We start from the raw sequence: 23,909 nt of genomic DNA, 5'->3' as shown, positions 1-23,909 counted from the left end.
TTGTTACGCGTCCTGTTTGGCGCGTAGTCTTACCCAGCCCAGATGAAGTCTTTCTGAGGGAACATCGTTAAAGTCGAGTTGTTTTTCGGTATCAGCGAACCGATTTCCGCTTAAATATCAAGCAACTAGGCAAGCCTTGCCGGGCACAAGGTGAAGGAAAGCTTGCTTGGCGCCGAGAAGTCGAAAAAATCGGCGCGTTTTTTCGACAACATCGCGCGTCTGAACGCGCGATGTTTTAGCGTTCTCTTGTCAGCCCGCCGTCGAGGACAGCAGCGGCGACCACGCGGGGTCGGAGGCGAAGCCCGGCGTCGGCACCTTGAGCTCGTTGCGGCCAGAGATGTCGACGCTGTACAGCGACGGCCCGCCACTGCCGCCGGGATCGCGGAAGAACATCAGCACCCGGCCGTTCGGCGAGAAGGTCGGCCCTTCGTTGTGGAAGCCGGAGGTGAGCAGCCGCTCGCCGGAGCCGTCCGGCTTCATGACGCCGATCGAGAACTGTCCACCGCCCTGCCTGGTGAAGGCGATGTAATCGCCCTTCGGCGACCACACCGGGGTCGAGTAGCTGGCGTTGGTATCGTCCTTGGAGAAGGAGATGCGCTGCGCCTGTCCTCCGCCCGCCGCCATCACGTAGATCTGCGACCTGCCCCCGCGATCGGACTCGAAGCAGATGCGGGTGCCATCCGGCGAGTAAGACGGAGACGTGTCGATCGCCGGCGTGTCGGTGAGGCGCGTGGTCGAGCGCGAGCGCAGATCCATCACGAACAAATTGGAATTGCCGCCCTGCTGCAAGCTCATGATGACGCGCTGGCCGTCCGGCGAGAAGCGCGGCGCAAAGGTCATGCCCGGGAAGTTGCCGACGATCTCGCGCTGGCCGGTCTCGATGTTGAACAGATAGACCTTCGGATCGCCCTGGCCGAACTCCATATAGGTGATCTCTTGCGAGTTCGGCGAGAAGCGCGGCGTCAGCACGAGGTCGGAGCCGCGGGTCAGGTAGCGCACATTGGCACCGTCCTGGTCCATCATCGCGAGCCGCTTGACGCGGCGCTCCTTCGGACCGCTTTCGTCCACGAACACCACGCGGCTGTCGAAATAGCCCTTCTCGCCGGTCATCCGCTCGTAGATCTGGTCGGAGATGATGTGGGCGATGCGGCGCCAATATTCCGGCGAGGTGAAATATTGCTGCCCGGCAAGCTGCTGGCCGGAGACCACGTCCCACAAACGGAATTCGGCCTTCAGCCGTCCGTCTGACTGCCGCGTCATGCGGCCGGTGACGAGGGCTTGCGCGTTGAGCGTCTTCCAGTTCTGGAATTGCGGCGCGACGTCGATGTTGCTGATGCGCTCGATGAAGGCGGCCTGGTCGATCGGCGCGAACAGGCCCGAACGCTTGAGATTGTTGGTGATGACCTGCGTGACGCCGTTGCCGACGTCGCCGTCGGACGGCGAGCCCGGCACGAAGCCGGTGATCGCAATCGGGATCGGCTGAAATGCATTGGGGTCGATGCGGATGCGGCCGTCCTGGCCTTGAGCGAAGGCACGTCCGCCCCCGAGCATCGCGAGCGTCGATCCGGTCAGGGTCATGAAGCGGCGGCGGTTCATCGATCGGACGTCATTCATTGCAAAATTCTTTTGTTCGGATGTCACAACATATCTTTCAGGCCGAAAGTCATCGGAATGAGCTTCCAGCTCTCGTACTGCTGCTTCGGCATGAACGAGTAGACCTGGCACTGCACGATGGCGCGCTTGGCGCTCTCCGCCACCGCCTGGGCGATCGACCGCGACGGTCCCCTCACCGCGACCACGATGGGCTCGGACGCCAGCGATCCGTCGATCTTCATGGGAATGTCGATGTCGGCTTCGTACTGGTCGGCATCCTGCCCGTTATAGGTCGGCGTGAAGCAGCGCTTGACCGCGCCCTGGAACGCACCGCGCCATGTCGCAACGTTGTTGGCAGCAGTGCCGGTCGCCGATCCCAGCGAGGCCGACGCATTCAGCGCCGAGCCGGTCTGTTCGTGCCGGGTCGCGGCACGCTTGTCGAGGTCGCGCTGGATCTGCGCTGGATCGAAGCTGCGCTCCTTGGGCTTCGGTTGCTGCTGCGGCTGCACCGCCGCAACCTTCTGCTCCACGGGCTTGGGCGGCGGCTTCTTGGTCTCCAGCTTCTTCTGCAGCTCGGCGATCGGATCTTCCTTGGCCGGATCAGGCTTCTTTTCCTGCGGCTTCGGCTCTTCCTTCGGCTTCGCCTCGGCGACGGGCTTCGGCGGCTCGGGCTTCTTCTCCACCGGCTTCTCGACCGGCTTCGGCGGCGGCTCTGGCTGCGAATTGGTCTTGATCAGCTCTTTCTTCTCGGTGACCTTGCCGACGGCGTCTTCCTCCGGCTTGGGCTCGGCGATCTTCTCGACCTTGGGCTTGGGCTCTTCCTTCTTGCCGGTCTTCTGCCCGGCCATCATCTTCGCGAGCTGATCGGTGGAGATGATGTCGATCGGGAGCGACTCTTCCGGCGCGACGTAGGCCTTGCTGCTAAAGGTGACGAGGCCCCATCCCAGCACGAGGACATGCAGGGCAATCGACGCAACGAGTGTCTTGTCGACGTTCACCTTCACCGGCCTATCCCTGATCCGCCTCGGTCACGAGCGCCAGCTTCTTGAAGCCCGCGCCAGACAACAGGCCCATCACCCTGGCCACCGTGCCGTAATCCGCCTTCTTGTCGGCGCGCAGATAGATGCGCTCCTCGAGCCCGCCGCGCGCATCCGTGATCGCCTTCAGCTTCGGCACCAGCTCGTTGATCGCGATCTCGGCATCGTTGATGAACACCTTGCCCTTGATGTCGACCGACATCTGGATCGGCTTCTGGTCGTTGTTCTCGAGGCTCTTGGCCTGGGTCTGCGGCAGGTCGAGCGGCACGCCGACCGTCAGCATCGGCGCCGACACCATGAAGATGATGAGCAGCACCAGCATCACGTCGACCATCGGCGTGACGTTGATCTCGGCCACGACGGGCTTGCGCCGGCCACGGCGGCCGCCGCCTCCGGACGAACTCGCAACGTTCATCGCCATGATCGCGTGCCCAAATTGCCCTTCACACTATACATGCCGTCCGTCAGCCCCGCTCGTCGATCTGACGCGACAGGATGGCGGAAAATTCATCAGCGAAGCCCTCGAGCCGCTGGGCCTGCCGGTTCACCTCGGAGGTGAACTTATTGTAGAAAATAGTGGCAGGAATGGCGGCGATAAGGCCGACCGCGGTCGCAAACAGCGCCTCCGCGATGCCCGGCGCCACCACCGCCAGAGAGGTATTTTTCGACGCCGCGATCGACTGGAAGCTCGACATGATGCCCCAGACCGTGCCGAACAGGCCGACGAAGGGGCCGGCGGAGCCGACGGTCGCAAGCACCAGCAAACGGCGTTCCAGCCGCTCGACCTCGCGCGCGATCGAGACGTTCATCACCTTGTCGATGCGCATCTGCAGGCCCGCGACCGAGCGGGCCTGGTTCTCGAACGAGCGCTTCCACTCGCGCATCGCGGCGACGAAACACGCCGCCATCGAATGCGTCGGCTTGGCCGAGAGGGTGCGATAGAGCTCCTCGATCGATTCGCCGGACCAGAAGGCCTGCTCGAAACGGTCCATCGAGCGGCGGGTACGGGCAAACAGGAAGATCTTGTCGATGGCGATCGCCCAGACCCAGACCGAGCAGGACAGAAGTCCCAGCATCACCGCTTTCACGATCCAGTGAGCCTGCCAGAACAGCGCGATCAGCGACACGTCCGCGGAAGCGGCAACCGGAAGGGCTGACTGAGCCACGTCGGCCGGATTCATAAGCAGTATCCTCTCAAGGCGATCGTTACCCGATGTGCCGGCCAGCAAATGGCTGCCGGTTCCCCAATAGCCGCGCTAGAACCGGCGCGGCCGGCAAGCCCGCTCAAAGCCTTGTCATTCTGGGTGCAGGGGCTCGTCCAAAGCCGGCCGTCTGCATTCCCTGCCAAGATGTCAAAACTATGGGCCTTTGGCCCCGGGCCTTGACGGGTCTCGGCTTCGGGCTTTGGGCGCGACTGTCCGCCCTTACCAGAGCCCGGCGTTGGTTAATGCGAGGTTACCGCAGGCAAATTTGGCTGCGGGAAAGGTAGACCGCGCAGGCAGTTGGATCGGCTTGGGTCCGGACACCTGGTCCGGAGGAACCAGCCCTCGCCCGAAAAATTGTCCCAAAAATCACTTTCCGCGAGGTCCTGCCATGACCATCAACCCCAAGACGACCGCCGCGATCGGCGATCACCCGCTCCACCCCATGCTCATCCCGTTCCCGGTCGCATGTCTGGTCGGCGCGCCCATCGCCGATCTCGCCTTCATCGGAACCGGCGACAATTTCTGGGCCAGAGCCGCGATGTGGCTGATCGGGGCTGGCATCGTCATGGCGCTCGTCGCGGCCGTGGCCGGCTTTACGGACTTCTTCAGCGAGCCCCGCATCCGCCGCCTCAACGATGCCTGGTACCACATGGTCGGCAATCTCGGGGCGGTCGTGCTGGCCCTGATCAATTTCTACCTGCGCTACGCCCAAGGCGCCGAGGCTGCGATCAAGCCGTGGGGCGTGGTGCTCTCCCTGATCGTGGTCGGCATCCTCCTGTTCACGGGATGGAAGGGCTGGGAGATGGTCTACCGTCATCACGTCGCGGTGCTGGATGCGCCGGGCCAGACCAGCTCGGAGCCGGTCACGCCCCAGCATGGCGGCGAGAGCCATCGTCGCGCCGCCTGAAACCAGCGATCGCGTTACGGGCGAGCTCGCCGGCGCAAGCTGAGCACATAGAGCCAGCCGCCTGCCGCGATCAGCACAGGCAGAACAAAGAGCGCAAAGTCGCGGAGCAGGATCATGGGTCCAGCCCCGCTTCCGCAAACGAAACAGCGCGCCCAAGCGCGAAGGCGGCAAGCTGATAGAGGGCGCCGCTGAGAAAGACGTGCCACGCACCGCTTTCCACGAACTCCTGATAGGTCTTGACCTCGGTCGGCCAACCATTGAGGAACGCGATCGCGACCGGCAGCAAGCATCCGAACCGTTCGAACAGGTCCGAGGCACGCGCAAGCAGCGCGATGCGCTGCCTGGTCTCCTTACATACAATAGTGCTCATGGTCGTACCCGTCGGCGCAGGCGAAAAGGCGCCGTCGGGGCTTGGTCGGGCCTCATCGCGATTCGGTTCTAAGGCGCCTGTCTTTTTGCGCGGGCGCATGGATTAGAACGTCGCGCTCTCGGTGAGCGTCAGGCCGCGGAAGCGGGTTCGGGACAGTTGGTCAGACGCGCGGGATTGCCGATTGCCGTGCAGCCGGCGGGCACGTCACTGATCACGACCGTCCCGGCGCCGATCTTGGCGAAATCGCCGACCTCGATGTCGCCGAGGATGGTCGCGCCGGAGCCGATGAAGACGCCGCGGCCGATGCGAGGCGAGCGCATCGGCAAGTCGCCATGGCGCCCGATGCTGACGTTCTGAAGGATGGTGACCTCGTCGCCGATCACCACATTGGCGCCGATCACGATCCCGGTGGCGTGGTCGAGATACACGGACGAGCCGATGCTGACTGCCGGATGAATGCTGACCTGCAGGACGTTTGACGCCTCGTTCTGAAACAGCAGCGCCGCATCGCGATGGTCATGACGCCAGAGCCGGTGCGAGACGCGCCAGGCTTGGAGCGCCAAATAGCCCTTGAAATGCAGCAGCGGCGGCAATAGGCCGGCGACGGCGGGATCGCGGAGCACGATCGCCTGCAAGTCGCGGCCGGCCGCTTCGATCAATTCCGGCGCGCCACGAAAGGCGTCGATAGAAAAGGCCGTGAAGCGTGCCTGTTCGGCGGCGTTGCCGCCAAGCCTGCGCCCGATCAGATCGGCCAGAGCCGCGGCAAAACTATCATGCGCCAGCACCGCATCGGCAAGCGACTTGCCGAAGACGGGATCGGATGCGCACGCACGCTGCGCCTCCGCGCGTATATTCTGCCAGAGGCGATCATTCGTTGCGGTCGCAGCTGCCATCAAGGCCGCCTCCGGTGCTTTGGTGCTTCCTTCACGTGTCGAATATAGGCTGCGGGCAACCCGCGCGCCACGCGGCGGCCGCAATGACTACCTGAGCACCATGCCGCAGCTCCCCGTGGGGCTACGAGCTTGCATGCCAGCCATCCGCGACCATATAGTCAGTCGAATTTTCGGCCGACGCTGCTTTGGCCGGGATGATCACGCAAAGCAGCTCGCTCAAGCCCCGCGGTGGTCCGCCACCCGCGGGTTTTTCGTACCCGGCAGCCCTCAATGCTGCCGATGCAAAATCCCGGATCCCCGTTACCTGAGGTCACGCTGAAACATGTTGCCCAACGCGCCCGCCGACGACCACCACGACGACGTCATGTACCCCTCCGCCATACCGTTCGTGCTGGTCCATCTCGGTTGCTTTGCGGCGATCTGGTCAGGCGTCACGTGGCAGGCCGTCGCGATCTGTGGGGCGCTGTATGTCGTGCGGATGTTTGCGATCGGGGCGGGCTATCACCGCTATTTTTCGCATCGGGCTTTCGCCACCGGCCGCGTGTTTCAGTTCATCCTGGCCTGCCTTGCGCAAAGCACCGCACAGAAGAGCGTGTTGTGGTGGGCGGCCAAGCACCGGCATCATCATCTGCATTCCGACACCGAACTGGATGTGCATTCGCCGCGTCAGCGCGGTTTTCTGTACAGCCATCTCGGCTGGATCTTTTACCGGGAGCACGACGGGACTGATCTCGTGAAAGTCGGCGATCTCACGGTCTTTCCCGAGCTGATGTGGCTGCATCGGCTGGAGCTGCTGCCGGCCTTCGTGCTTGCAGCGCTCTGCTTTCTGGCGGCGGGGTGGTCGGGTCTGATCGTCGGCTTCCTCTGGAGCACGGTGCTGGTCTATCACGCGACCTTCTGCATCAATTCGCTGGCCCATGTGCACGGACGCAAGCGCTACGTGACAGGCGACGACTCCCGCAACAACTGGCTGCTGGCGCTGCTCACTATGGGCGAGGGCTGGCACAACAATCACCACGCCTATCAGAGCAGCGTGCGGCAGGGTTTTCGCTGGTGGGAGATCGACGTCACCTATTACGTGCTGAAGGTGTTGTCCTGGTTCGGAATCGTCTGGAACATGAAGGCGCCGCCCGAACAGGTGCTGCGCAACGAGCAGCCGCTCGGCGCCCGCGTCATCAATCGGGCCGCCCGCGAGCTTGCCGGGCGGTTCGACGCGCCGAAGCTTGCCCATGCGATCTCTTCGGCGCTGCACCGCGCCGACCCGACCCAGCTGCAGCTGCCAACGCTGCACGACATCCTCAATCGCGCGCATGACGGCGTCGACGCGCTGACACACCTGCATCTGCCGAAGATACCGACCCGCGAGGAGTTTCTCGCCGAGGCCAAGGCGATGTTCGCACGAACGCGATCGCTCAACGAGATCGTGGATCACGCCTACGAACACTTCCTGGCTTCGGTTCACGCGCAGCTCGCCACCGCGCGCTGAAGCCGGCGGCCATGCGATGCAGCCCGGCGCGTGTCATGGCGCCGGGACGCTTCCGTCGCGCGCGCGGCAGGTGAGAATCCCGCCGATCCCTAGAGTTCGATCTTCAACCGTTTTGCGGTCTGCGGTCCGACCTGTCCGTCGACAATGAGTCCCTTGGTCGCCTGAAACGCTGCGACCGCCGCCACCGTCAGGTCATTGTATTCACCGTCGATCGTCCCCGGATTGAATCCCAGCTCTTTCAAAGCGCGTTGAATGTCCCGAATGACGGACGCCTTCATGTTCGGCTGCCCAAGCGCATACAGCTGGCTCGGCTCAGCCAGGTCGAGTGCTCCACCCGCCGCCCCATACGTAAAGTTCGGCAGCAAGACGCCGGTATCCCAATTCCGGCCCGACACCTTGCCGCGACGAACGCCATAGGCGGTGCCCATCGCCTCCACGGTGCCGCCCTCGCCGTCACAAACGACGATGTGCCCCATCATGCCCGGTCCGGGCGGGTAGCGGAGAAGAATGCCTCCCACCGTTGAAGCTGCCTGCCGCCACGGCACGCGCTTTCCGAGTTTTTGTGAATCGCTCTTCCAGGCGCCCGTATAGGCTTCGACCGTTGCAGGATTGCCGTTGTCGTCGACGCATCCGTACAGGATTCCACCGACCTGATACACCAGCCAGGACATGAACTCCGCGCAGTCCCATGGACCGTGCCAGTTCTTGTTGTTCTTGGGAACGCAGACATTGACGTATTTCTCGCCGATGCGGGACTCGGCCAGCTTCAGCATCTTTTCGCCGTCGGTCATGCTCAATTCCTTCTGCGCAATGAACTTGCTAAAATTCGGCCCTCAATAATCGAGACATCTATTCGCGAAGCTCCGGCGAACTTCGCGCGTCAAAAGGCGGCACGCTCTCAGGGGCGCTCTGAAGCCGTCCGGGAATTCAGGCGGAGATTCAACGCCGCCTGCGTCACCACGCCTGCATTTCCATCGACCGGGATCTTGGCGTGGTTTTGAAACCACTCGACCGCCTGCGCCGTGGCGGGCCCATATCGTCCATCCACGACGAGCGCCGGCTCAGCCCCGAGATCGTTCAGGGCCTCCTGAAGCTCGCGCGTTTCATCCGACGTGGTTGCGGCTTTCCAGGCCACCTGGTTCGCGCCGCTCTTGCCTACTGCGCTCCACACGATATCGAAGAGCTCCGTGCGTCCGCTCAGGCCGTTGTAACCACCGTTGATGAGCCGCGTGATCGTACGGATGTCGTTCCGATCCGCATACGCGTTCAGGCCTCCCTCATTCCATTCGTGCAGGGCGGGAAGCAGAGCCGCTTCGGGTGCAACAATCAGATCCGGATTATTGTAGAAGTCCACGCCTGCGAGCTTGCCCATGCGCAGGTAGTTGGCGCCGCCCGTCGTCTGCAACAGGCCGCCGCCGCGATATTTGTATCCGTCTCCGGGCTTGCTGTTGCCGAGCTCCTTCGCCTTCTTCGGATTACCCAGTCCGTAGACGCGCTCGGCCAAGGCACGATCATTGTTGAGATATTGATCGACCTCGTCGGGCCGGATGGCCGCGCTATGATGGCCGATGCCGAAAATCTCGAGAAGTCGCGCCGTGGTTTTGTATTTGAGGCTCTCGAAAAGAACCGTACCGCGGCCGGTTTCATATAGCGCCTGAGCGAGGAAGTGCGCGATGCGAAGCGGCGTGTTGATCTTGAAGCGGTCGAAGATTTCGTCGCCGTCTTCAAAAGCCTTGAGGTAATTGGGATAGCAGCGAGGGGCTACCTTCCGAACGATCGTTACGATCCGCACGAAAATACTCCCTAATAATATTCAGCCAAATATCATCGAGTGAAAACGTACTTAGACTATGCACAGCACCCTGTGGTTGCAAGAGGAGATTCGATTTCTGGACAGGCCGCATTGCACCAGTCAGGAGGCATTTTGCGGCAACGTCCGGTTTAGTGACTGCCAGTTGTCGCTGCCATCAATTGCAACCCGCATCTCGCGACAGGGCTAGGCCCGGCACGACGAGCAATGCGAACAATGATGGCGGCCGAAACCGGCCGATGCCTGCTCTCGCGCGCGCGAGAGATTGAACCCAAAAACCAAACCGCCCGCCTGCGGGTTGCGCAGACGGGCGGCTCGGGGCCATCAGGACTTTGGGGGCATGCGCCTGAAGGCTTTGAGAGGTGTCAGTCAGCCTTGAAGGTCAGCCCTGCTGCTGGTCGGTCGGCGGCGGGGTCGGACGCGTCTTGTGCTGCGCCATGAACTGGTCGAACTCTTCCTTGTCCTTGGCGTGACGCAGACGGTCGAGGAAGTTCTTGAACTCGACCTGCTCCTCCTCGAGCCGCTGCAGCGTCTCGGTGCGGTACTCGTCGAAGGCGCGGTTGCCGGAGGACGGGGGGCCGAAGCCAAAGCCGAAGCCGCGGCGCTCCATGCGGCCGCGCATGCGGTCCATCTTGTACTGCATCTTTTCCATCTTGTTCTGCCAGCGATCTTGGTGGCTCCAGCACGACATTCTTCTGCTCCCGAGTGTGAAAAAGAGAAGGGCAAGTCCGATCGGCCACCAGATGATGAAGCCGAGGATGGTCACGGCGATCCAGCCGGGATGCCAGGGCGTATCGAGCATGCGGGGACGTTCGTACTGTTGGTATTGGTCCGAAGGGCCGCGCCAGCGATTAACGTCAGCGGTGTAGGCCATTTCCCATCTCCATCACGGCACCAGCGCCGTTGTGAATGTAAATAACATTTACATAGCTAGACCATCCCGCGATTTTGTCAAGCTGGCCGCCAGACACGCCCGCGTGATCATTTGCGTAATTTTATTTCGGCTTGCCCCAAGGACCACCTGGAGTGCCGCCGGGCGGCACGCCTGAACCGGAGGGCGCCTCCGGGGGCACCGGCGGCGGCTCGGCGCCCTTGCCTGCAGGACGACGGTCGGTCGGGAAGCCGAGGCCGCGCAGATAGATCAGCACCTCGGCCTCGAGCAGCTCGTCCGGCGACATCGGCAGTTTTCGTCGCGCGGCGTCGCCACGGGAGAACAGCGAAGCCACGCCATGCGCCATCGACCAGATGTGCAGCGCCATCATCATCGCCGGCGGCCGCGGCGTACCCGGCGGCGTCAGCGCCGCGAGCCGCTCGGCTGCAGCACGAATGATGTTGAAGGCGCGTTCGCTGGCGGCCTGAAGCGCGGGATTGGCATCGACCGGCACGCCCGATTCGAACATCGCGTTGTAGAACGCGGGCTCCTCACGGGCGAAGGCGAGATAGGCTTTGCCGACGCGCTCGAACGCGGTGACCGTGTCGGGGCGTCCGTCGTCCCAGGCCGCGGCCAGGCGCTGCTCGAACTGCTCGAAGCCGCGCTGGGCGATCGAGGACAACAGCTCGTCACGGTCGCGGAAATGCCGATAGGGCGCCGCTGCGCTGACGCCGGCCATGCGTGCGGCATCGGCGAAGGTGAAGCCGGCCGCTCCCTTCTCGGCGATCAGCCCGAGGGCGGCCTGCAACAGGGCTTCCTTCAGATTTCCGTGGTGATAGCCGCGCTCGGCGCGGCGCTGCTCCTTGCGCCAGCTCATGTGAACGATCTTTACATGAGCCGGCGGTGAAGGTCACTAGCAGGAATCGGGCGTGATTAACCCCGTACTTTCACGGGCGATGCCGGGCCTGAGCGACGGCATCGCACCCGGAATTGGCCTCGTCCGCAGCTACATCTGCGGAATCGGCAGCACGGGCATGACCTCGATCGCCTCGCCCGGGAAGATCGCAAAATGCGGATGGTTCTCGAACAATTTTGCAGCTTCCTCCTGCGAGGCAGCCCGCACCACCGTGAAGCCGGTCAGCGCATTGCTGATCTCGGTAATGCCGCGTCCGTCGATCCGGCGGGTCTTGCCGAGCGGGCCGCCCATCTCGACGATGACGTCCTTATGCTTCTCGACCCAGCCGTGCCAGGCGGCCATGCCCTCGCGCTCTTTTGCCTTCCGTTCCGCCTCGGGCATCGCATGCCAGGCCTTCATCTTTTCGCCGCTCATGCTGCCGAGATAGACGGCGAGGAATTTATGTTCGGTGCTCATCGGTTCTCTCCTTGTTGATTGACTGACGACAGACGCGATTTCATCGCGATCGCTGTGGCTACCTCTTCAGGTCGCCGAAACCGGCCGCGGCCTCCTGCACGTCGGGCGGAAAGTCGCTCATCTCCTGGGCTTGCCGGATCTCGATGATCTCGTTGGCCGAAGCCGGACATTTCTTCGCCCAGGCGATCGCCTCTGCGCGCGAGGCGACCTCGATCATCCAATAGCCGCCAAGGACTTCCTTGGCTTCAGCGAATGGGCCGTCGGTCACGACAGGCTCGCCGGTCGCAAATGAAACCCGCGCGCCCATCGACGGCGGATGCAGGCCATCGAGCGTGATCAGCACGCCCGCGTCCTTCAGCGCCTCGTTATAGCGCATCATCGCCGCGACGCGTTCGGGATCGAGCTGGACGTCCGGCGGCGCGGCCTCGTAGCCGAGCGGGATCATCAACATCATGAATCGCATGGGTCGTATCCTGGCTTCTGCGGTGGTTCCGGGATGCGCCGTGAGGCGCAGGCCCGCTCGCCTTCAAGACGAACGAACCCTCACGGAACCGACACGCCCGCGGAAATAATCTGGAGGGCCCCGGCCCTAGCGCGGCTGCGGCAGGAAACGACCATCCCGCCGGGCAGCGCCGAAATAGACATCGATGCGCCGGACCTTGCCGCCTGCGAAGGTGAAGAACTCCGTGTTGCGAAAACTCCTGCCATCTGTCGCAAGGCAGAGATAAGTGACGAACGCTTCCTCGCCCCGGACGAAGATGCGCTCGATGTCATGCCGTGCGATCCAGCCGCTGTCGCTCCAGCAGCGTTCGAAATAGGTCGCCTTGTCGAGGTCGTCGTCGAACGGGCTGGTGAAGCGGAAATCGTCGGCCAGTGCGTCGGCGACCCGCTGCCGGTTGTTGGCGAGATAGGCGGCGAAGAGGTCTCGGATCAGGCGTTCGCGGTCGTCGGGCATCAATGGTCTCCGCAGCGAGCATCTTGTTGAAGACGGTTCGCCCTCGACCGCGCCGACACCGCCATGCGAGGCGACGCGAAAAAATATCTCGGCTGCGCCCCCGTACAAGTACGGCTCCGCATTGTGAACTCCACCGTGCATATAAACCAAGAGCAGCTGTCAGTTGAAGTAGTTGGCCGTCGCACGTGGAGTCGCGGAGCTCGTCGCGGCGTGTTCCGGAATTTACCGATGCTCAAGGATAGCATGCAACTTTCAGCTCAGGGGAAACGGTATGGCGATCCTGTCGGATCGCTTTCGAGCATTGCGGGGCTTACGTGTTCAATTTCCTGAGCAAGAAGGTCAGGCACGCCATCGCGGAGGTCGAGGCGCTCGACCGGTCGCAAGCCGTGATCGAATTCGGTCTCGACGGCACCATCCTCGACGCCAACGAAAACCTTCTCAAAATGAGCGGCTATACGCTTGCCGAGATCAAGGGAAAGCATCACAGCATCTTCGTCAACCCGGCCGAGCGCGAGAGCACTCGCTACCGCGATTTTTGGGCCAGCCTGAACCGCGGGGAATTCCAGACCACGCAATACAAGCGTTTCGGCAAGGGCGGCAGGGAAGTCTGGGTCCACGCGTCCTACGCCCCGCTACGCGACGAAAGCGGCAAGGTGGTCAGCTTCATCAAGTTCGCCACCGACATCACGGCCTATAAGATCAAGGCCATGGAAGAGTCCGGCAAGATCGCCGCGATCAACCGCGCGCAGGCCGTGATCGAGTTCAACATGGACGGTACCATCGTCACCGCCAACGAGAATTTCCTTGGCGCGATGGGCTATTCGCTCGATGAGATCGAGGGCAAGCACCACTCCATGTTCGTGACACCAGAGGACCGTGCGAGCCCGGCCTATGCCGCGTTCTGGGCCAAGCTGAACCGTGGCGAGTTCGAGGCTGGCGAATACAAGCGGCTCGGCAAGGGGGCTAAGGAAATCTGGATTCTGGCCACCTACAATCCGATTCTCGATGAGAACGGCAAGCCGTTCAAGGTGGTGAAGTTCGCCACCGACGTCACCGCGCAAAAGATGAAGGCGGCCGACAATGACGGTCAGCTCGCCGCGATCCAGAAGTCGCAAGCGGTGATCGAGTTCAACATGGACGGCACGATCCGCACTGCCAACGAGAACTTCCTGAAGGCGATGGGCTATGCGCTGGCCGAGATCAAGGGCCAGCACCATTCCATGTTCGTCGAGCCGAACGAGAAGAATTCGGCCGCCTACCGCCAGTTCTGGGAAGCACTCAATCGCGGCGAATACCAGGCCGCCGAATACAAGCGCATCGCCAAGGGCGGCCGCGAGATCTGGATCCAGGCGTCCTACAACCCGATCTTCGATCTCAACGGCAAACCGTACAAGGTGGTGAAATACGCCACCGACATCACCGCGCAGGCGATCGGCCGCAAGAAGGCCGACAACGCGCGCGGGCTGATCGATGCGGTCGCGGCCGGCAGCGAAGAGATGAGCGCCTCGATCCGCGAGATCTCCGAGACCATGACGAAGTCGCGCGAGACGTCCAAGGTCGCGACCACAAGGGTCGAGTCCGCCGACCTCCAGGCCCAGAAGCTGACGGCCGCCGCACAGGCCATGAGCGGCATCGTCGAGATGATCTCGGGCATCACCAGCCAGATCAATCTGCTCGCGCTCAACGCCACGATTGAATCGGCCCGCGCCGGCGAAGCGGGACGCGGCTTTGCGGTGGTCGCCTCCGAGGTGAAGAATCTCGCGAGCCAGGCCAAGCAGGCGACCGACACGATCACGTCCGAAATCGACGCGCTGAACACCATCTCCGGCGACGTCGCGAGCTCCCTCACCGCGATCAAGGCCGCGATCGCAGGCGTCAACGAGTTCATCGCCTCCACCGCAGCCGCGGTCGAGGAGCAGAGCATCGTGACCGCGGACATGTCGGCCAACATGCAGCGTGCCTCGGCAGAGCTGGCGTAAGGACGACGTCCCCTCCAGCCCTCGCCTGCCCCTTCCTCGCCAGCACAAAAGCGCAGTAAAAGGAGCCTGCATTCCTGCGCCCATATGCTACTCGAGGACAATTCTCCCATGCCGCAAGCCCCGCAAAAAATCGCTCTCGTCACCGGAGCCGCCCGCGGCATCGGGCTTGCGACCGCGAAGAAGTTCCTGGCCGAGGGTTGGCGCGTGGCGCTGCTCGACATCGAGGGCGAGTTGCTCGGCCGGGCGGTCGCCGAAATCGACCAAGGCGAGGCGACGCTGGCGCTGACCTGCGACGTCTCGGACGCCGCCGCGGTGAGCAATGCAATGGAGGCGGTCGAGCGCCGGTTCGGCCGACTGGATGCACTGGTCAACAATGCCGGCATCGCGGTGTTCGCACCGCTGATGGAGACGTCCGAGACCGATTGGCGCCGCGTGCTCGAGGTCAATCTCACCGGCCCGTTCCTCTGCACCAAGGCCGCGGTTCCCTTGATGCGCGAGGGCCATGGCGGCGCCATCGTCAACATCACCTCGATCTCGGCGGTGCGCGCCTCGACGCTGCGCTCGGCCTACGGCACCAGCAAGGCCGGGCTCGCGCACCTGACCAAGCAGCTCGCTGTCGAGCTCGCCTCGCTCAACATCCGCGTCAACGCGGTTGCGCCGGGGCCGGTCGACACGGCGATGGCGAAGCAGGTGCACACCAAGGAGATCCGCGCCGACTATCACGACGCCATTCCGCTCAATCGCTACGGCCTGGAGGAGGAGCTTGCGGAAGCGATCTACTTCCTGTGCTCGGCAAATGCGAGCTACATCACCGGCCAAATTTTGGCCGTTGATGGCGGCTTCGATGCGGCAGGTATCGGCCTGCCCACGCTGCGCGGCCAGCGCCGCAACGGATAGGTCCGGAAATTGTAGGGTGGGTTAGCACTGCCGCTGCGCGGGCCGCTGGGCGTAACCCACCCTACGGAACCGATTTAGGTGGAGACTTCATGCGACGCATCTCTTTGCTCAACGCCCTGATGCTTGCATTCGCGCTGCTCGCCACCGCGCCGGCGTCCGCCGAAATCCGCATCATCCAGTCTCCCGGCGGACAGGTGGGGCCGTTCCTCGATTTGTTCGAGAAGGTGCGCGAGAGCGGCGAGCGCGTGGTGATAGACGGCCCCTGTCTGTCGGCCTGCACGCTGGTGCTGAGCATCGTACCGGGCGAGCGCATCTGCGTCACCAAGCGCGCCGTGCTCGGCTTCCATGCGGCACGTTCGGTCGACCGGCGCGGGCGCTTTTATGCCGAGCCGGAAGCATCGGTCGCGGTGCTTGCCGCCTATCCCGGCCCAGTGCGCGACTGGATCAGCCGCCGTGGCGGCCTCACCTCGCGGCTGCTCTTGCTCAAGGGGCGCGATCTCGCCGCGATCTATCCGCGCTGCCGCTGACGAATGTGGCAGCCGCCACGGATGTGACGTGAATGAGTTCTGTGAACCGCGTCGCGTCACATCAAAGGCGTTTGGCTTGGCCGGCCCGAGGCCACACGGCAGGTTCCCTGTGTCGCACCCAATGTGCGCACCGGGGTCTCCACGCCATCACACTTTGGCTGCCGTCAATAAAGAGTCTGGATCACCGGCCCCAGCTTCATGCTGACGCAGATAAGCATCCCCCACAGGGCAAAATTGATCTGTAGCGCCGCCGCCATCGGTCGCTCCCCTTCCAAGTGACGTCCACCCCAGCTTTTTAGATTTTGTGATTCACCAATAGCGATTCTGACGTGCAGATTACAGCCCAATATTGCGTCAATTGTTGTGCGATGCAGTCCGCATGGTTTCACGAAGCGGCCTCACTGCTCCCGCAAAGTGATGCGAATCGTGAGTTCATTCCTCGGCCACGCCCGCCAGTCGTTTGCCTTAAGTTCCATTTGACCGATGCCATGCAAGTTTCCCGTGTGGAAGTCTGCGCATTGCGCATCGAACTTTGGGTCCGGCATGATACGACGCGGCTTCATCTTGCTTACTTTCTGCACAGCGCTGCTTGGATGTGCAGTCGCATCGGCGCAGGAGCGTCGTCCGATCGCATGGGATGGCCTCGGCCAGGACCCCAACAAAGCCTCGCATCGCCCGCATGTCGCGAAGCGGCGCGCGACGAACCCCGCGCCCGCGGCAGCTGATCCCAATCAGGAGCGGGAACGAGTGCTCGGCACCTTGCGGCCATATTCGGATGCGTGGTGGGCGGTCCATGACGAGATCGAAGCCGAGAACGACAAGCAGCTCGGCACCAAGCTCGTGATCTGCCCTCGCTGCGTTCAGTCGCCGCAGCAAAGCGAGGACGTGACCGGATCGATCCGTTGAGCGAGCTCACGACCGATCCGGGTATGACGCGATAAATCCAGGCGTCCCCTCTCCCGCGACAGTGGAGAGAGGGGATCGCAATTCCACAGATCGTGCAGGCTCGCGCCTGTCACATTCCTTCGGCCGGGCAGTTCACCATCCAGGGAATGCCGAACTTGTCGACGCACATGCCAAAGCCCTTGGCCCAGAACGTCTTGCTGAACGGCATGGTGACGGTGCCGCCATCGGCGAGTGCATTGAACTTACGCTCGCCGTCCGCAGGGTCCTTGACGGTGAGCGAGATCGAAAAGCCTTGCGGCTTGGCGAAATGCTCCGGCGGCGCGTCGGAAGCCATCAGCACGCTGCCGTCGGGCAGCGACATCCGCGCATGCATGATCATCTTTTCGCGGCCGGGCGCGGCGGGCATGTCCGGCGGCGCGTCCGATGACCGCATCATGGCGTCGATCTTGCCGCCCAGGACCTTGACGTAGAAGTTGAACGCAGCTTCGCAGGTGTCCTGATAGAACAGATAAGCGTTGAGCATCGTTTCTCTCCTCTTCGTTTGCAGTGAGGCTTATTGCTTCTCGGCCAGCTTCTTCAGGCTGGCGAGGCCGGCATCGAAATCCTTGCCGATCATGCTGTCCATGTTGATGAACACCTGCATGATCTTGGACATGAACGGAGCCGGACCGTACATCGCCCATGTGACCAGAGTAGCATCGCCTTGCGGCACAAAGGTGAACTCGGCGGTGTTGTGACCTTCGAACGGCCGCTCGAAATCGAGCTTGATGCGAAGCTTGGACGGCCCGGTCGCCTCGAGGATCTCCATGCGGCCGGCGCCGACATTGTTGTTGCCATCCCAAGCATAGGTCGCGCCCTTGCCTCCCTCAGATCCACCGAAGGTGCGCTTCATGGCGGGATCGCGGGTCTCATAGGGGGACCAGTTGGTCCAACGGCGGAAATCGGCGACCTGTGGATAGATCGCTCCGGCTGGCGCCTTCACCGCGAGGCTCCGCTCGATGCGGAAGGTGTCAGATTTTGTCAGGGCAAAGGCGAGGACGCCCGCGATTCCAACGGCGAGCACGACGGCGATGACGGCAATGGCTTTCAGCATGAAGGGGCTCCGTGGGTACGGGCTTAGGACGAACGGGAACGGCAGGAGCCGACAATTGCCGGAATGAAATTTTGCACGCTACCCACCCCACGTCATGGCCGGGCTTGTCCCGACATGATGATGTGGAGACAGACGGGTCTACTTCACTTTCGCGCCCTGCCGCGCGCCCGCCTTCGGCTGGCTGTCCCGGATCAGGCGATCGATGTGCATGCGAATGTGGGCCGCTTCTGCGGACGTGTTGGCAAGCGCGATGGCGCGGTCGAAGGCGACACGTGCCTCGTCGTTGCGGCCGAGCTGCATCAGGAAGGCGCCGCGCACGCCGTAGAAATGGAAGTAGTTGGCGAGCTTCGGCGCAAGCGGCTCGATCAGATCGAGCGCGGCTTGCGGCCCCCGCACCTTGGAGACCGCGACCGCGCGGTTGAGCGTCACCACGGGAGACGGCTGCACGACCTCGAGCGCGCCGTAGAGCAGGTCGATCTGCGCCCAGTCGGTCTCCTCCGGCGTCGCCGCGCGGGCATGCAATGCAGCGATCGCGGCCTGAATCTGATAGGGCCCGCTGCGGCGGTGGCGCATCGCCTTGTCGATCAGCGCCAGCCCCTCCGCGATCATGGTGCCATTCCACAGCGAACGGTCCTGGTCGTCCAGCAGGATCAGCGAGCCGTCGGCGGCAAAGCGCGCGGCACTGCGCGCATGCTGCAGCAAGATGAGCGCCGTGAGCCCCATGATCTCCGGCTCGCTCGGAAACAGCCTGAGCAGCAGGCGCCCCAGCCGAATCGCCTCCTCGCAAAGCGGCTTGCGGATCTCCGCGGTGTCGCCGCTCGCCGAATAGCCCTCGTTGAAGATCAGGTAGATCATCGCCGCGACGCCGGCGAGCCGCTCGGAGCGCTCGATTGCGCCGGGCGCTTCGAACGGCGTCCCGGCTTCGGCGACCTTCGCCTTGGCGCGGGTGATGCGCTGCTCCATCGCCGCGTCCGAGACCAGGAAGGCGCGCGCGATCTGCTTCACGGTAAGCCCCGAGACGATGCGCAGCGCCAGCGCGATCTGCTGCGTCGCCGGCAATTGCGGATGGCAGCAGATGAACATCAACCGCAGGATGTCGTCGCGGTAGTGCGAACCGTCGAGCCGTTCGGCCAGCGCGCCTTCGGCGTCGTCGAGATCGGAGATCGCCTGGTCGTCCTCAGGCAGCGGCTGCTGCTTGCGGGTCCGGCGCACCTCGTCGATGGCGGCGTTGCGGCCGACCATGATCAGCCAGGCTGCAGGATCGCGCGGCGGCCCGTTCTGCGGCCAGGACTTGAGCGCGCGCAGCGAGGCGTTCTGGAACGCCTCCTCGGCGGTGTCGAGATCACGGAAATAACGCAGCAGCGCGCCGACCGCCTGGGGTCGCGCCGAGGTCAGCGCGGTCTCGATCCAGCCGGTGTCGGCCTCGCTCACGTCAGGTTTCCTCCGGGCCGGAACACGCCGACGGGACGCACCTCATAGGCGCCGCCGGGATTGGCAGCGCCGAGGTCGCGGGCGACGTCGAGCGCCTCATCGAGATTCTTGCAGTCGACGATGTAGAAGCCGAGCAGCTGCTCCTTGGTCTCGGCATAGGGGCCGTCCAGCACCAGCGGAGGATCTTCCTTCCGCAACGTCGCGGCGGCCGTGGTCGGCAGCAGCCGCGCGACCGGCCCGAGCCGGCCCTGCTGGGTGAGCTTCTCCTGCACCACGGCGAGCTTCTTCATCACGGCCTCGTCCTGCTCCTTGCTCCAGGAGCCGACGAAGTCCTCATCGTGATAGCAAAGGATGGCATAAAGCATAGGCGACACTTTCCTCGTCTGTTCTAAAGACGCGCCAATATGCCCCGCCCCGACAGGACTGCGGAAAAAATTTGCGAGAAAAATCCGGCAGATCGTGCCAAGGAGGGCCTTCGTAAGCGGAACCCGACGAGGCAATTCGAATGACCAAGGGCACACTGGCCGTCCTGATCAACAGCACGCAGCAGAACTGGTTGCCGGAGCGCTGGAAGGCCCGGTTTGATGCTGTCTGCGGCGGCCGCCGTGTAGTGTTGCTGCCGGATTCCACGCTCGATCCGGCCGAGGTGCACTATGCCACGGTGTGGAAGCCGGTGCCGGGCGATCTCGGCGCCTTCCCCAATCTGCGGGCGATCTTCAATCTCGGTGCCGGCGTCGATGCGCTGATGGCGGACAAGAGCCTGCCCGATGTGCCGCTGGTCCGGGTCGCCGTACCCGACCTGACCGGCCGCATGACTGAATATGTCGTGCTGCACGTGCTGATGCACCACCGCCAGGAGCTCTATTTGCGGGACTCGCAGCGCGCAAAGCGCTGGGAGCCGAAATATCAATGGCCGGCCAGCGCCGTCACGGTCGGTGTCATGGGATTGGGCACGCTCGGTGCGGACGCGGCCGACGTGCTGCGGCGGCTCGGCTTCCGCGTCGCCGGCTGGAGCCGCAGCCCGCGCGCGATCGACGGCGTCGAGTGCTTCCATGGCTCGGCCCAGATCGATGCGTTCCTGCGCGCGACCGATATTCTGGTCTGCCTGCTGCCGCTGACGCCGGAGACGCACGGCATCCTCAACCGCGACGTCTTCACCAAGCTCAACCGCAACAGCCCGCTCGGCGCGCCGGTGCTGATCAATGCCGGCCGCGGCGGCTTGCAGAACGAGGCCGACATTCTCGCCTGCCTCGACGACGGCACGCTGGGCGCCGCCTCGCTCGACGTGTTCGTACAGGAGCCGCAGCCGGCGGACAGCCGGTTCTGGACCCATCCCAAGGTGGTGCTGACGCCGCACAACGCAGCCGACACCGACGCGGACGCGATCTCGGCCTATGTCGCCGAGCAGATCGCACGGTTCGAGGCCGGCGGCGCGTTGGAGAACGTGGTGGACCGGGCCAGGGGGTATTAGGCGCCGGGATTTTCGCGAGCACCGTCACAACATATTCAGTGTCGTCCCCGCACACGCGGGGACGACACTGATTGTGGGGCAGACAGCCTCCCCCCACAACCACCGCGTTCCGCAGGTATCCCGTTCACTCTCTCTTAGCGAGAAGTTGATAAGCGGTGTTAACCAACGCTCAAACAACGAGTCGGACATGCGCGCGAGCCTCGGCCTCAGGATGCGGATCACGGTTGCCCTCGCGGTGACGGCGGCGGCAACCGCTCTGTTCGCTGTGCTCGGGGCGATGTGGATCATCGCGGGGATCATCGACCGCGCCGACCAGCGCGAGCTGCAGAGCCATTATGATGCCCTTCAGTCGCGCATCGCCGAGGAATCGCACCGGGCCGCCGCCATGAGCACGGTCGTAGCCGCGATGCCGGCGACGCAGGATGCGATGGCCAAGCAGGACCGCAACGCCCTGATAGCCCTGTTCGGGCCGGTCTTTGCGGCGACCAAATCGGAATACGGTGTCGAGCAATTCCAGTTCCATGTGGCGCCGGCGACCTCGTTCCTGCGTGTGCACCAGCCCGCGAAATTCGGCGACGATCTCTCCGGCTTCCGCAAGACCGTCGTCGTCGCCAACCAGGATCGCAAGGTCGTGGTCGGCCTCGAAGGCGGCGTTGCCGGGCTCGGCATCCGCGGCGTGGTGCCGATCGCGCAAGGGGCTAAGCATCTCGGCTCGGTCGAATTCGGCCTGACCTTCGGCCAGTCCTTCCTCGACGACTTCAAGACCAACCGCCATGTCGACGTCGCCTTCCACCTCGCCGACGGCTCGGGCTTCAAGCTGTTCGGCGGCACGCTGAAGGGCAAGAGCTTCTTCGACGCGGCCGATTACGGCCGCGCTACCACAGGCAGCTTCACGGTGAAGCGGGCCAAGCTCGACAACACGCCGGTGGCAGCGCTGCTCGGCCCGATCAAGGATTTTTCCGGAAAGCCGCTCGGCGCCGTCGAGCTGGTGATGGACAATGCCGATTACGAGGCCTCGGCCGACCGCGCCTGGATGCTCGCGATCGCGATCGCCGCGATCGGGCTCGTGCTTGCCGCCATCGTCGGCTATCTCATCGCCCGCAGCATCTCGCGTCCGATCCTCTCCATCACGTCCGTCATGCGCGAGCTCGCAGACGGCCGGACCGACGTCACCATCCCCGCCAGCAAGGCGAACGACGAAGTCGGGGCGATGGTGAAGGCGGTTGCGGTGTTCCGCGACAACGCCGTCAACTTTGGGAAGCTTCAGGCCGAGCAGCTGGAAGCCAAGGCGCAGTCCGAAGCGGAGAAGCGGCGCGCCTTCGCCGCGCTTGCCGACAATTTCGAGGCCAGCATCCGCGATGTCGTCACCACGGTGTCCTCAGCTGCGGTCGAGATGGAGCATACGGCGCGGTCGATGTCGGCCATCGTCGAACAGTCCCGACAGCAGACGCGCGCGGTGTCGTCGGCCTCGACACTGGCCTCGGAGAATGTGCAGACCGTCGCGGCGGCGGCGGAAGAGCTGTCCTCGTCGATGACCGAGATCAGCCGGCGCCTCGCCCACGCGACCGAAGTGGTGGGCAAGGCCGCGAGCGACGGCCGGCGCTCGAACGAGCGCGTGCAGAGCCTGGCAGACGCGGCGCAGAAGATCGGCGACGTCGTCTCCTTCATCAACGGCATCGCGGGCCAGACCAACCTGCTGGCGCTGAACGCGACGATCGAAGCGGCGCGCGCGGGCGAAGCCGGCCGCGGCTTTGCCGTGGTCGCTTCCGAGGTCAAGGCCCTGGCGACGCAGACGGCGAAGGCGACCGAGGAAATCGGCGCCCAGGTCCACGCGGTGCAGGGCGAGACATCAGGCGCTGTGGACGGCATCCAGTCGATCTGCGCGACGATCCAGCAGGTCGACGAAATTTCCGCCGCGATCGCCGCAGCCGTCGGCCAGCAGGGCACGGCGACGCAGGAGATCGCCCAGAACGTCCAGCAGGCGGCTGCCCGCACCGGCGAGGTCTCGCAGAACATCTCCGGTGTCACCGCGGGCATCGCCGCGACGGGCACGGCGGCCGAGGAAGTGCTGGGTTCGGCGATCGAGCTGTCGAAGCAGTCGCAGCGACTGCGGGACGAGGTGGATCGCTTCCTCGCGCAGATCCGCGCGGCGTAGTTGGGACGCAGGATCGCGCAGCATACTCACTATCGTCCCCGCGAAGGCGGGGACCCATAACCCCAGGGAGAAGTTGTTAGGCGAGCTGGTAACTCCGAGTCTTCGCCAAACTCCTCCCCGTGGTTATGGATCCCGGATCTGCGCTCCGCTTCGCTGCGCTTGTCCGGGACGACAGCCTACTCCTTGCCTCCCACCATCACGTCGATTGCGCCCTTCACGATCGCCTCCAGCTCCTTGCGCGATACGCGCGCGCGCGAGCGGATGGCGATGGTGTGGACGGTGGCTGATGCGATCTGTGCCAGCACGAGGGGGTCGGCGCTCTCCGGCAGCTCGCCGTTCTCCTTGGCGCGGCGGAAGCAGCCCGCAAAAGCCTTGTCGAGCTCGGTGAGACCGTCGAGCACCATGGCGCGAATCTCGGGATCGCCAACGGCTTCTGACGCCGCGGTCACCACCGTGAAGCAGCCGCGCGGGCCGGTCTCGCCCGAGAGATAGATGCTCAGCGCGGAGGCGAAGATGCGCTCCAGCCGCTGACGCACCGGCATCTCCTCGCGGAAGATCGCGGCCATGGAAGCCCGCGCGTCCTCGCGGTAGCGCTGATAACTCTTGATGTAGAGCTCGCGCTTGTCGCCGAAAGCGCCGTAGAGACTCGGACGGTTCATCCCGGTCGCTTCGCTGAGATCATCGAGCGAGGTCGCGGCAAAACCCTGCTTGCGGAACAGGTCGAGCGCCTTGCCGAGTGCAACGTCAGGCTCGTAGGCGCGCGGACGGCCGCGGCGCTTAGGTTGGCCGCGGCGCTCGGGTTGGCCGCGGCCCTCGGGCTCATTGGCAGCAGCTGGCGGCTTCGATTTTTGTACCATTTCGCAAATTAATCCTTGACCGACCTCATATTATGCAAGATGGTACAAAAATCAATCTGGCCAGGTTGAGCGAAATCCCAGGAATTGCCCAAGG

Annotated in this window: 26 protein-coding genes; 8 read left to right on the top strand and 18 right to left on the bottom strand. The window is 63.8% G+C overall.

Annotated features, from left to right (window positions below):
• Positions 1-249: 249 nt before the first annotated feature.
• From tolB to tolQ, 4 genes are read right to left on the bottom strand one after another with little or no spacing between them, the layout of a single operon-like run.
• The gene (gene tolB, locus BM190_RS12160) at positions 250-1,596 is read right to left on the bottom strand and encodes a Tol-Pal system beta propeller repeat protein TolB (protein ID WP_177237051.1); all 1,347 of its coding nucleotides are present in this window, start codon (positions 1,594-1,596) and stop codon (positions 250-252) included.
• 41 nt (positions 1,597-1,637) lie between these two features.
• Positions 1,638-2,597: a cell envelope integrity protein TolA gene (tolA, locus tag BM190_RS12155; RefSeq protein WP_092254689.1), complete on the bottom strand. Its 960-nt coding sequence runs from the start codon at positions 2,595-2,597 to the stop codon at positions 1,638-1,640.
• A 4-nt stretch (positions 2,598-2,601) separates the two neighbouring features.
• Positions 2,602-3,051, bottom strand: a complete 450-nt coding sequence (gene tolR / locus BM190_RS12150; protein WP_092254686.1) for a protein TolR — start codon at positions 3,049-3,051, stop codon at positions 2,602-2,604.
• Between the two features lie 43 nt (positions 3,052-3,094).
• The gene (tolQ, locus tag BM190_RS12145; protein ID WP_018317771.1) at positions 3,095-3,811 is read right to left on the bottom strand and encodes a protein TolQ; all 717 of its coding nucleotides are present in this window, start codon (positions 3,809-3,811) and stop codon (positions 3,095-3,097) included.
• A 412-nt stretch (positions 3,812-4,223) separates the two neighbouring features.
• Between tolQ and BM190_RS12140 the strand changes: the two genes are divergently transcribed.
• Positions 4,224-4,742 carry a DUF2231 domain-containing protein gene (locus BM190_RS12140; RefSeq protein ID WP_092254683.1) on the top strand — a complete coding sequence of 173 codons (519 nt, stop codon included), beginning with the start codon at positions 4,224-4,226 and terminating at the stop codon, positions 4,740-4,742.
• A 112-nt stretch (positions 4,743-4,854) separates the two neighbouring features.
• Here the strand turns inward: BM190_RS12140 and BM190_RS12135 are convergent, their stop codons facing one another.
• Entirely contained in the window at positions 4,855-5,112 is a 258-nt protein-coding gene (locus BM190_RS12135; RefSeq protein ID WP_092254680.1) for a hypothetical protein, read from the bottom strand.
• Positions 5,113-5,240: 128 nt separating this feature from the next.
• Positions 5,241-6,005, bottom strand: coding sequence for a serine acetyltransferase domain-containing protein (locus BM190_RS12130; RefSeq protein WP_092254677.1), 765 nt, complete (start codon positions 6,003-6,005; stop codon positions 5,241-5,243).
• A 322-nt stretch (positions 6,006-6,327) separates the two neighbouring features.
• Between BM190_RS12130 and BM190_RS12125 the strand changes: the two genes are divergently transcribed.
• Complete coding sequence (locus BM190_RS12125; protein WP_092254674.1) at positions 6,328-7,491, top strand: acyl-CoA desaturase; 1,164 nt, start codon at positions 6,328-6,330, stop codon at positions 7,489-7,491.
• A gap of 89 nt (positions 7,492-7,580) precedes the next feature.
• Here the strand turns inward: BM190_RS12125 and BM190_RS12120 are convergent, their stop codons facing one another.
• From BM190_RS12120 to BM190_RS12090, 7 genes are all read right to left on the bottom strand, one after another.
• Positions 7,581-8,282 carry a peptidoglycan-binding domain-containing protein gene (locus BM190_RS12120; RefSeq protein WP_092254671.1) on the bottom strand — a complete coding sequence of 234 codons (702 nt, stop codon included), beginning with the start codon at positions 8,280-8,282 and terminating at the stop codon, positions 7,581-7,583.
• 107 nt (positions 8,283-8,389) lie between these two features.
• Positions 8,390-9,283 (bottom strand): peptidoglycan-binding protein, encoded by an 894-nt coding sequence (locus BM190_RS12115; protein ID WP_092254668.1) that lies wholly within the window; start codon positions 9,281-9,283, stop codon positions 8,390-8,392.
• Positions 9,284-9,683: 400 nt separating this feature from the next.
• Complete coding sequence (locus BM190_RS12110; protein WP_018317763.1) at positions 9,684-10,175, bottom strand: DUF2852 domain-containing protein; 492 nt, start codon at positions 10,173-10,175, stop codon at positions 9,684-9,686.
• Positions 10,176-10,296: 121 nt separating this feature from the next.
• A complete protein-coding gene (locus BM190_RS12105) occupies positions 10,297-11,049 on the bottom strand; it encodes a TetR/AcrR family transcriptional regulator (protein ID WP_092254665.1) in 753 nt (250 codons plus the stop codon).
• 129 nt (positions 11,050-11,178) lie between these two features.
• Entirely contained in the window at positions 11,179-11,544 is a 366-nt protein-coding gene (locus tag BM190_RS12100; RefSeq protein ID WP_018317761.1) for a YciI family protein, read from the bottom strand.
• Between the two features lie 58 nt (positions 11,545-11,602).
• Entirely contained in the window at positions 11,603-12,007 is a 405-nt protein-coding gene (locus tag BM190_RS12095; protein WP_092254662.1) for a YciI family protein, read from the bottom strand.
• Positions 12,008-12,133: 126 nt separating this feature from the next.
• Positions 12,134-12,499, bottom strand: a complete 366-nt coding sequence (locus tag BM190_RS12090) for a nuclear transport factor 2 family protein (protein ID WP_092254661.1) — start codon at positions 12,497-12,499, stop codon at positions 12,134-12,136.
• A gap of 314 nt (positions 12,500-12,813) precedes the next feature.
• Here BM190_RS12090 and BM190_RS12085 point away from each other — a divergent pair, with 314 nt between their 5' ends.
• From BM190_RS12085 to BM190_RS12070, 4 genes are all read left to right on the top strand, one after another.
• On the top strand, positions 12,814-14,478 hold the full coding sequence (locus BM190_RS12085) for a methyl-accepting chemotaxis protein (RefSeq protein ID WP_092254658.1): 1,665 nt from the start codon (positions 12,814-12,816) through the stop codon (positions 14,476-14,478).
• 108 nt (positions 14,479-14,586) lie between these two features.
• Complete coding sequence (locus BM190_RS12080; RefSeq protein WP_092254655.1) at positions 14,587-15,375, top strand: SDR family NAD(P)-dependent oxidoreductase; 789 nt, start codon at positions 14,587-14,589, stop codon at positions 15,373-15,375.
• 89 nt (positions 15,376-15,464) lie between these two features.
• Positions 15,465-15,902, top strand: a complete 438-nt coding sequence (locus BM190_RS12075; protein ID WP_018317756.1) for a hypothetical protein — start codon at positions 15,465-15,467, stop codon at positions 15,900-15,902.
• Between the two features lie 543 nt (positions 15,903-16,445).
• A complete protein-coding gene (locus BM190_RS12070; RefSeq protein WP_092254651.1) occupies positions 16,446-16,808 on the top strand; it encodes a hypothetical protein in 363 nt (120 codons plus the stop codon).
• Positions 16,809-16,917: 109 nt separating this feature from the next.
• On the opposite strand, the gene BM190_RS12065 is transcribed toward BM190_RS12070, so the two are convergent.
• The 4 genes from BM190_RS12065 to BM190_RS12050 form a co-directional block, all read right to left on the bottom strand.
• Complete coding sequence (locus BM190_RS12065; protein ID WP_092254648.1) at positions 16,918-17,331, bottom strand: VOC family protein; 414 nt, start codon at positions 17,329-17,331, stop codon at positions 16,918-16,920.
• Between the two features lie 30 nt (positions 17,332-17,361).
• On the bottom strand, positions 17,362-17,901 hold the full coding sequence (locus BM190_RS12060) for an SRPBCC family protein (RefSeq protein WP_092254644.1): 540 nt from the start codon (positions 17,899-17,901) through the stop codon (positions 17,362-17,364).
• Positions 17,902-18,039: 138 nt separating this feature from the next.
• On the bottom strand, positions 18,040-19,332 hold the full coding sequence (locus tag BM190_RS12055; protein WP_092254640.1) for an RNA polymerase sigma factor: 1,293 nt from the start codon (positions 19,330-19,332) through the stop codon (positions 18,040-18,042).
• Positions 19,329-19,697 (bottom strand): YciI family protein, encoded by a 369-nt coding sequence (locus tag BM190_RS12050; RefSeq protein ID WP_028140339.1) that lies wholly within the window; start codon positions 19,695-19,697, stop codon positions 19,329-19,331. The genes BM190_RS12055 and BM190_RS12050 overlap by 4 nt, the downstream gene beginning before the upstream one ends.
• 140 nt (positions 19,698-19,837) lie before the next feature.
• On the opposite strand from BM190_RS12050, the gene BM190_RS12045 reads away from it, so the two are divergent.
• Both BM190_RS12045 and BM190_RS12040 read left to right on the top strand, forming a co-directional pair.
• The gene (locus BM190_RS12045; RefSeq protein ID WP_018317749.1) at positions 19,838-20,803 is read left to right on the top strand and encodes a 2-hydroxyacid dehydrogenase; all 966 of its coding nucleotides are present in this window, start codon (positions 19,838-19,840) and stop codon (positions 20,801-20,803) included.
• Between the two features lie 187 nt (positions 20,804-20,990).
• Positions 20,991-22,958, top strand: a complete 1,968-nt coding sequence (locus BM190_RS12040) for a methyl-accepting chemotaxis protein (RefSeq protein ID WP_177237043.1) — start codon at positions 20,991-20,993, stop codon at positions 22,956-22,958.
• A 176-nt stretch (positions 22,959-23,134) separates the two neighbouring features.
• On the opposite strand, the gene BM190_RS12035 is transcribed toward BM190_RS12040, so the two are convergent.
• Positions 23,135-23,815, bottom strand: a complete 681-nt coding sequence (locus tag BM190_RS12035) for a TetR/AcrR family transcriptional regulator (RefSeq protein ID WP_092254637.1) — start codon at positions 23,813-23,815, stop codon at positions 23,135-23,137.
• Positions 23,816-23,909 lie beyond the last annotated feature (94 nt).

Source organism: Bradyrhizobium sp. Rc3b, from assembly GCF_900114915.1.
Lineage (GTDB): Bacteria > Pseudomonadota > Alphaproteobacteria > Rhizobiales > Xanthobacteraceae > Bradyrhizobium.
The sequence above is the reverse complement of the archived record's forward strand: the minus strand, read 5'-3'. Positions and strand labels throughout refer to the sequence as shown.

What these genes read in the sequence shown, in the direction of transcription:
- BM190_RS12105 (WP_092254665.1), bottom strand. Translation starts at nt 11,049, where the DNA reads ATGAGCTGGCGCAAGGAGCAGCGCCGCGCCGAGCGCGGCTATCACCAC.
- BM190_RS12080 (WP_092254655.1), top strand. Translation starts at nt 14,587, where the DNA reads ATGCCGCAAGCCCCGCAAAAAATCGCTCTCGTCACCGGAGCCGCCCGC.
- BM190_RS12120 (WP_092254671.1), bottom strand. Translation starts at nt 8,282, where the DNA reads ATGACCGACGGCGAAAAGATGCTGAAGCTGGCCGAGTCCCGCATCGGC.
- BM190_RS12090 (WP_092254661.1), bottom strand. Translation starts at nt 12,499, where the DNA reads ATGCCCGACGACCGCGAACGCCTGATCCGAGACCTCTTCGCCGCCTAT.
- BM190_RS12100 (WP_018317761.1), bottom strand. Translation starts at nt 11,544, where the DNA reads ATGAGCACCGAACATAAATTCCTCGCCGTCTATCTCGGCAGCATGAGC.
- BM190_RS12125 (WP_092254674.1), top strand. Translation starts at nt 6,328, where the DNA reads ATGTTGCCCAACGCGCCCGCCGACGACCACCACGACGACGTCATGTAC.
- BM190_RS12040 (WP_177237043.1), top strand. Translation starts at nt 20,991, where the DNA reads ATGCGCGCGAGCCTCGGCCTCAGGATGCGGATCACGGTTGCCCTCGCG.
- BM190_RS12110 (WP_018317763.1), bottom strand. Translation starts at nt 10,175, where the DNA reads ATGGCCTACACCGCTGACGTTAATCGCTGGCGCGGCCCTTCGGACCAA.
- tolQ (WP_018317771.1), bottom strand. Translation starts at nt 3,811, where the DNA reads ATGAATCCGGCCGACGTGGCTCAGTCAGCCCTTCCGGTTGCCGCTTCC.
- BM190_RS12050 (WP_028140339.1), bottom strand. Translation starts at nt 19,697, where the DNA reads ATGCTTTATGCCATCCTTTGCTATCACGATGAGGACTTCGTCGGCTCC.
- BM190_RS12140 (WP_092254683.1), top strand. Translation starts at nt 4,224, where the DNA reads ATGACCATCAACCCCAAGACGACCGCCGCGATCGGCGATCACCCGCTC.
- BM190_RS12045 (WP_018317749.1), top strand. Translation starts at nt 19,838, where the DNA reads ATGACCAAGGGCACACTGGCCGTCCTGATCAACAGCACGCAGCAGAAC.
- BM190_RS12065 (WP_092254648.1), bottom strand. Translation starts at nt 17,331, where the DNA reads ATGCTCAACGCTTATCTGTTCTATCAGGACACCTGCGAAGCTGCGTTC.
- tolR (WP_092254686.1), bottom strand. Translation starts at nt 3,051, where the DNA reads ATGGCGATGAACGTTGCGAGTTCGTCCGGAGGCGGCGGCCGCCGTGGC.
- BM190_RS12075 (WP_018317756.1), top strand. Translation starts at nt 15,465, where the DNA reads ATGCGACGCATCTCTTTGCTCAACGCCCTGATGCTTGCATTCGCGCTG.
- BM190_RS12035 (WP_092254637.1), bottom strand. Translation starts at nt 23,815, where the DNA reads ATGGTACAAAAATCGAAGCCGCCAGCTGCTGCCAATGAGCCCGAGGGC.
- BM190_RS12070 (WP_092254651.1), top strand. Translation starts at nt 16,446, where the DNA reads ATGATACGACGCGGCTTCATCTTGCTTACTTTCTGCACAGCGCTGCTT.
- BM190_RS12130 (WP_092254677.1), bottom strand. Translation starts at nt 6,005, where the DNA reads ATGGCAGCTGCGACCGCAACGAATGATCGCCTCTGGCAGAATATACGC.
- BM190_RS12095 (WP_092254662.1), bottom strand. Translation starts at nt 12,007, where the DNA reads ATGCGATTCATGATGTTGATGATCCCGCTCGGCTACGAGGCCGCGCCG.
- BM190_RS12060 (WP_092254644.1), bottom strand. Translation starts at nt 17,901, where the DNA reads ATGCTGAAAGCCATTGCCGTCATCGCCGTCGTGCTCGCCGTTGGAATC.
- tolB (WP_177237051.1), bottom strand. Translation starts at nt 1,596, where the DNA reads ATGAACCGCCGCCGCTTCATGACCCTGACCGGATCGACGCTCGCGATG.
- BM190_RS12135 (WP_092254680.1), bottom strand. Translation starts at nt 5,112, where the DNA reads ATGAGCACTATTGTATGTAAGGAGACCAGGCAGCGCATCGCGCTGCTT.